The 6000-nt window shown below is 71.8% G+C and carries 6 protein-coding genes; 5 read left to right on the forward strand and 1 reads right to left on the reverse strand.

Features of this window, described 5'->3' with window-relative positions; all coding sequences use genetic code 11:
* The first annotated feature begins 98 nt into the window (after window positions 1–98).
* The 5 genes from ACFCXS_RS33640 (at window position 99) to proC (ending at window position 4322) form a co-directional block, all read left to right on the forward strand.
* Window positions 99–608, forward strand: coding sequence for an EamA/RhaT family transporter (locus tag ACFCXS_RS33640; RefSeq protein ID WP_376647147.1), 510 nt, complete (start codon window positions 99–101; stop codon window positions 606–608).
* A gap of 197 nt (window positions 609–805) precedes the next feature.
* Window positions 806–1687 (forward strand): class I SAM-dependent methyltransferase, encoded by an 882-nt coding sequence (locus ACFCXS_RS33645; RefSeq protein ID WP_376647148.1) that lies wholly within the window; start codon window positions 806–808, stop codon window positions 1685–1687.
* Between the two features lie 72 nt (window positions 1688–1759).
* Complete coding sequence (locus tag ACFCXS_RS33650) at window positions 1760–2593, forward strand: ABC transporter ATP-binding protein (protein WP_376647149.1); 834 nt, start codon at window positions 1760–1762, stop codon at window positions 2591–2593.
* Window positions 2590–3405, forward strand: coding sequence for an ABC transporter permease (locus ACFCXS_RS33655; protein WP_376647150.1), 816 nt, complete (start codon window positions 2590–2592; stop codon window positions 3403–3405). The genes ACFCXS_RS33650 and ACFCXS_RS33655 overlap by 4 nt, the downstream gene beginning before the upstream one ends.
* Window positions 3406–3509: 104 nt before the next feature.
* A complete protein-coding gene (proC, locus tag ACFCXS_RS33660) occupies window positions 3510–4322 on the forward strand; it encodes a pyrroline-5-carboxylate reductase (RefSeq protein WP_376647151.1) in 813 nt (270 codons plus the stop codon).
* Window positions 4323–4365: 43 nt separating this feature from the next.
* Here proC and trpS read toward each other — a convergent pair whose 3' ends face one another.
* Window positions 4366–5400, reverse strand: a complete 1035-nt coding sequence (trpS, locus tag ACFCXS_RS33665; RefSeq protein ID WP_376647152.1) for a tryptophan--tRNA ligase — start codon at window positions 5398–5400, stop codon at window positions 4366–4368.
* Between the last annotated feature and the right edge of the window lie 600 nt (window positions 5401–6000).

Raw genomic sequence — 6000 nt, forward strand, 5'->3', positions numbered from 1 at the left:
CAGGGCGAGCGTCGCCGAGCCGGCCGGACCGGGCTCCGGCATGTCCGGTCCGGTGCCCCGCACGAAGCCCGCGCCCCGGCGAGGTTGATAATCGACCCGTGAGCGCAGATGACAGCACCCCTGCCGCCGAGGGCTCCAAGGCCGAGGCCCCCGGCCCCCGCCCCGAGCCCCTGCGCTTCTTCGGCACGACCTGGCTGAACCACGACAACGGCTACACGCCCCGTCGTATCGCGGCCGCCGTCGGCTCCCTGGCCACCGCCGCCGCTTCCTGCCTCGTCCTGCGCCTCGCCTACCAGGGTCTCCAGATCGCCGCGATCGGCGGCTTCGTCACGGTCCTCATGGTCGCGATGTTCGCGATCTGCAGCGCGATGGCCTTCCGCCACACCTGGGACGGCTTCACCCGCCGCCCCGACCCCGAGCGCCAGGCGTCCCTGCGGGGTCTCCTGGCCGTCGGCTTCGTCGGCTCCCTTCTCGCGTATTTCTTCCGCTCCCTCACCGAGGCACCCGGCGAGAAGCTCCACCGCCAGGAGTACGAAGAGGCCCGCAAGCAGTACGAGAAGCGCACCTCACGCCGCTCGGGCAACCCGAAGAACCGCCGCCGGCCGTAGCGTCCGGCGGGAGACCGGGAGACCGGGAGACCGGGAGACCGGGAGACCGGGAGACCGGGAGACCGGGAGACCGGGAGACGACCGGGCGGGGCCGTCAAGCGGGTCGGGGTCACGCCCGACTTCTCGAGCCCACCCGACTCCGCCGCTCACACCCGAATCTCACCACTCACCACCCCGCCCCCGGCCACGATGGCCGTATGACCACACCTCCCTCCGCCCACCACCCCACCGGAGCCCACCCCACCCCCGAACCCCCTGACGCCACCCCCAAGCCCCCTGACGACACCCCCGAACCCCTCGCCGAGCGCCCCACCCCCGCACCCGCCCGAACCGCCCGAGCCCAGTCCTTCAACGCCGCCGCAGCCCAGTACGCGGCCAACCGCCCCTCCTACCCCCCGGCCCTCCTCGACGCGATAGAGGACCTGACCGGCCGCCCCCTCGCCGGCACCCGCGTCGCGGACATCGGCGCCGGGACCGGCATAGCCACCGCCCTCCTGCACGCCAGGCGCGCGAACGTCATCGCCGTGGAACCCGGCGACGGCATGGCGGCCCAGTTCCGCCGCACCCTCCCTGGCATCCCGGTCATCCGCGGCACGGGCGACGACCTCCCCCTCACCGACGACTCCGTCGACCTGCTCACCTACGCCCAGGCCTGGCACTGGACCGACCCCGCCCGCGCCGTCCCGGAGGCCCTGCGCGTCCTGCGCCCCGGCGGCGCCCTCGCCCTGTGGTGGAACACCGACGCCCTCGACGTCCCCTGGATCGCCGAGGCCGCCGCCCGCACCGAGCGTCACTTCAACATCGACGTCTCCGCCGAGAAGCGCAACGTCAACGCCCGCGCCGCCGACCCCACCGGCCTCCTGGACTTCACCCGCCGGACGGTGCGCTGGAGCCGCCGCGTCCCGGTCGACACCCACCTCGCCAACATCGGCAGCCACTCGGTCTTCCTCGTGCACGACCCGGAAAGCACCGCGTCGTTCCTGGCCGAGGAACGCGAGCACCTCCTGCGCACCTTCCCGGACGGTTTCGTGGAGGAGGTCTACGAGGTCGTCCTCTTCCTCGCCCGGACCCCGGCCTGACGCGCGCCCGCCCGCGAAGGCGGCACCACGGGCGGCTTGACGCGTCCGATCCCCGGGAGCATTATTCATCGCATGATGAATAATGCTCCCGGCACACCACGCCCGGGCCCCGCCCTCACCCCCGACCGCGCCCCGGCACCGGCCACCCCGGCCGTCCACGCCGAGAACCTCACCGTCGTCCGCGGCCCCCGCACGGTCCTGCGCGGCCTCGGCTTCACCGTCCCCCGAGGCCAGATCACCGGCCTCCTCGGCCCCTCCGGCTGCGGCAAGTCGACCCTCATGCGCGCCCTGGCCGGCACCCAGGCCAAGGTCACCGGCACCCTCGACGTCCTCGGCCACCCCGCCGGCCACCCCGCCCTGCGCACCCGCATCGGCTACGTCACCCAGGCCCCGTCCGTCTACGACGACCTGACGGTGCGGCAGAACCTGGACTACTTCGCCGCGATCCTGAACCCCGGCCGGGCAGCCGCCGACCGCCGTGCCGAAGACGTCACCCGCGCCATGGCCGACGTCGACCTCACCACCCACGCCGGCTCCCTCGCCGGCAACCTCTCCGGCGGCCAGCGCAACCGCGTCTCCCTCGCCGTCGCCCTCCTCGGCACCCCCGAGCTCCTGGTCCTCGACGAACCGACCGTCGGCCTCGACCCGGTTCTGCGCCGCGACCTGTGGCACCTCTTCCACGACATCGCGACCGGCCGCGGCGCCACCCTCCTCGTCTCCTCCCACGTCATGGACGAGGCCGAACGCTGCCACCGCCTCCTCCTCATGCGCGACGGCGAACTCCTCGCCGACGACAGCCCCGACGCCCTGCGCACCCGCACCGGCGCCGACACGGTCGAGGAGGCCTTCCTGCACCTGGTGGACGAGGCGAAGACAGCAGCCCGCACGAAGGAGACGACCCGATGACCACCCCGACGACCCCGACGACCCAGACCGCTCCGGCGACCCAGACCACCAGGCCGCCCGCCCCACCCAGGGCCCTCAACGCCTCCCGCACCACCGCCACCGCGGCCCGGGTCCTGCGCCAGCTCACCCACGACCCCCGCACCATCGCGCTGCTGGTCCTCATCCCCTGCGTGATGCTGTTCCTGCTGCGCTACGTCTTCGACGGCAGCCCCCGCACCTTCGACAGCATCGGCGCGTCCCTCCTCGGGATCTTCCCGCTCATCACGATGTTCCTGGTGACGTCCATCGCCACCCTGCGCGAACGCACCTCCGGCACCCTCGAACGCCTCCTCGCCATGCCGCTGGGCAAGGGCGACCTCATCGCCGGCTACGCCCTGGCCTTCGGCGCCCTCGCGATCATCCAGTCCGCCCTGGCCACGGGCCTCGCGGTCTGGTTCCTCGGCCTCGACGTCACCGGCAGCCCCTGGCTCCTGCTCCTGGTGGCCCTTCTCGACGCCCTCCTCGGCACGGCCCTCGGCCTCTTCGTCTCGGCCTTCGCGGCCTCGGAGTTCCAGGCGGTCCAGTTCATGCCGGCGGTGATCTTCCCGCAGCTCCTCCTGTGCGGCCTGTTCACCCCGCGCGACAACATGCACCCGGCCCTGGAAGCCCTCTCCGACGTCCTCCCCATGTCGTACGCCGTCGACGGCATGAACGAGGTCCTGCGCCACACCGACATGACCGCCGGCTTCGTCCGGGACACCCTGATCGTCGCCGGCTGCGCCCTCCTGGTCCTGACCCTGGGCGCCGCCACCCTGAGGCGCCGGACCGCGTAGCCCGCCCGGCGTGACATCCCGCCCAGCGGACACCCGAGCCGTCCCCCACTCCCCGGTGCGAGGATGGACCCCGGACGACGCACCCTTCGGAGGCACCCCGCGCCATGACCCAGAAAGTCGCAGTCCTCGGCACCGGCAAGATCGGCGAAGCCCTGCTCAGCGGAATGATCCGCGCCGGCTGGACCCCGTCCGACCTCCTGGTCACCGCCCGCCGCAGGGAACGAGCGGAAGAACTCCGCACCCGCCACGGAGTCACCCCGGTCACCAACGCCGAAGCCGCCAAGACCGCCGACACCCTGATCCTCACGGTCAAGCCGCAGGACATGGGCACCCTCCTCGACGAGCTCGCCCCGCACGTCCCCGCCGACCGCCTGGTCATCAGCGGCGCCGCCGGCATCCCCACGGCCTACTTCGAGGAGCGCCTCGCTCCCGACACCCCGGTCGTCCGCGTCATGACGAACACCCCCGCCCTCGTCGACGAGGCGATGTCCGTCATCTCCGCGGGCACCCACGCCACCGCCGACCACCTCGCCCACACCGAGGAGATCTTCGGCGCCGTCGGCAAGACGCTCCGCGTCCCCGAGTCCCAGCAGGACGCCTGCACCGCCCTCTCCGGCTCCGGCCCGGCCTACTTCTTCTACCTGGTCGAAGCCATGACCGACGCCGGCATCCTCCTCGGCCTGCCCCGCGACAAGGCCCACGACCTGATCGTCCAGTCCGCCATCGGCGCCGCGACGATGCTCCGCGACAGCGGCGAACACCCGGTCAAGCTCCGCGAGAACGTCACGTCCCCCGCCGGCACGACGATCAACGCCATCCGCGAACTCGAGAACCACGGCGTACGGGCCGCCCTCATCGCCGCCCTCGAAGCCGCCCGCGACCGCAGCCGCGCCCTGGCCTCCGGCAACAACAGCTGAACACCGGGGGCGGGCCCGGCCCGCCCCCCGGCAGCCCGCAGCCTCACACCCTCGACACGGAACCCGCCGCGGCCACCTCCTCCACAGCGGGCAGCAGCCCGATCGCCCGATACGCGGCATCCACCGTCGGCCGGGCCGCCCCCCGGGCCCGCGCCGCCCCGTCCCGCAGCACGCCCTCCACATAACCGGGATCGGCACACAGCTCCTTGTGCCTCTTCCGCAACGGCCGCAGCACCTCGACCACAGCCTCGGCGGTGTCCTTCTTCAGATCCCCGTACGACGTGTACGCCCCGGCCAGCTCCTCGGGATCCCCGCCCGTGCACGCGGCGAGGATCTCCAGCAGATTCGCGAGCCCCGGCCTGGCCTCCCGGTCGTAGGCGACCTCCCGCCCGCTGTCGGTCACGGCGCGCATCACCTTCTTCCGCACCACGTCCGGCTCGTCCAGCAGATAGACGATCCCCGGCCCGACGTCGTCGCTCTTGCCCATCTTGGACACCGGATCCTGCAGGTTCATCACCCGCGCAGCCACCGCCGGCCGGGTGGCCCGCGGCACCACGAACGTATGCCCGTACCGCTGGTTGAACCGCACGGCGATGTCCCGCGCGAGCTCCACGTGCTGCCGCTGATCCTCCCCGACCGGCACCGCGTCGGCCCCGTACGCCAGGATGTCCGCCGCCATCAGCACGGGATACGTCAGCAGCGACAGCCGCACGCTCCCGCCCCGCCGCTGCTCCCGCGCGGCCTTCTCCTTGTACTGGATCATCCGCCGCATCTCACCGTCGGTGGCCACGCACTCCAGCACGTACGACAGGCGGGCGTGCTCGTCCACATGGCTCTGCACGAACACCGTGCAGAGCTCCGGATCCAGCCCGGCCGCCAGCAGCAGCGTCGCCGACTGCCGGCTCAGCCTGCGCACCCGCGCGGGATCGTGGTCCACGGTCAGCGCATGCAGATCGACGACACAGAACAAGGCCTCCGCCTCGTGCTGGTCCACGGCTGCCCACCGCCGCATGGCCCCCAGGTAGTTCCCCAGCGTCAGATGCCCCGTCGGCTTGACCCCGCTGAAGACCCTTGTCATCTCTCTTCCACCTCCCGGTCGGGACCGCCGCCCCGGGCGGCCGCCCCTCCGTGGTGCCGGGAGGGAGAAACGAAAACGGCCGCCGAGGCGGCGGCCGTTGAGTGCATACGTGAGCACGGCCGCCGTCAGGCGGCCCACCACAGCTGGGTACACGTACGCGTCGTCATGCAGCCCACGCTACGCCCCGGGAGTGCCGTCCGCCCCTGGTTTGACACGCCCTACCCCCATCCGTAGTGTTCTCCGAGTTGCCCGACGTGAGCGCCGACTCCGGTCGGTCCCCGGGCAGCCACTCCGCAAGTACTCACCACTATTCGATGCGCAGAACATCTGCCGTCGCTTCATTGGCATGTGTATTTACGGAATGAGGAATCCACGTTCGTAAGGGCGCGGCCCCCGATTCGCTCGGGAGCCGGGGAATCCGCTAAAGTCTCACTCGTCGGAACGGCCCAACAGCCGCGAAGACAAACCCCGCTGACCGGGGATCAGGCCCGAAAGGATCTGATAGAGTCGGAACCGCCGGAAAGGGAAACGCGGAAGCGGGAACCTGGAAAGCACCGAGGAAATCGGGTCGGAAAGATCTGATAGAGTCGGAAACGCAAG

The organism is Streptomyces sp. NPDC056373, assembly GCF_042262425.1.
Classification (GTDB): domain Bacteria; phylum Actinomycetota; class Actinomycetes; order Streptomycetales; family Streptomycetaceae; genus Streptomyces.

What these genes read in the sequence shown, in the direction of transcription:
- ACFCXS_RS33645 (WP_376647148.1), top strand. Translation starts at nt 806, where the DNA reads ATGACCACACCTCCCTCCGCCCACCACCCCACCGGAGCCCACCCCACC.
- ACFCXS_RS33650 (WP_376647149.1), top strand. Translation starts at nt 1,760, where the DNA reads ATGATGAATAATGCTCCCGGCACACCACGCCCGGGCCCCGCCCTCACC.
- ACFCXS_RS33655 (WP_376647150.1), top strand. Translation starts at nt 2,590, where the DNA reads ATGACCACCCCGACGACCCCGACGACCCAGACCGCTCCGGCGACCCAG.
- proC (WP_376647151.1), top strand. Translation starts at nt 3,510, where the DNA reads ATGACCCAGAAAGTCGCAGTCCTCGGCACCGGCAAGATCGGCGAAGCC.
- trpS (WP_376647152.1), bottom strand. Translation starts at nt 5,400, where the DNA reads ATGACAAGGGTCTTCAGCGGGGTCAAGCCGACGGGGCATCTGACGCTG.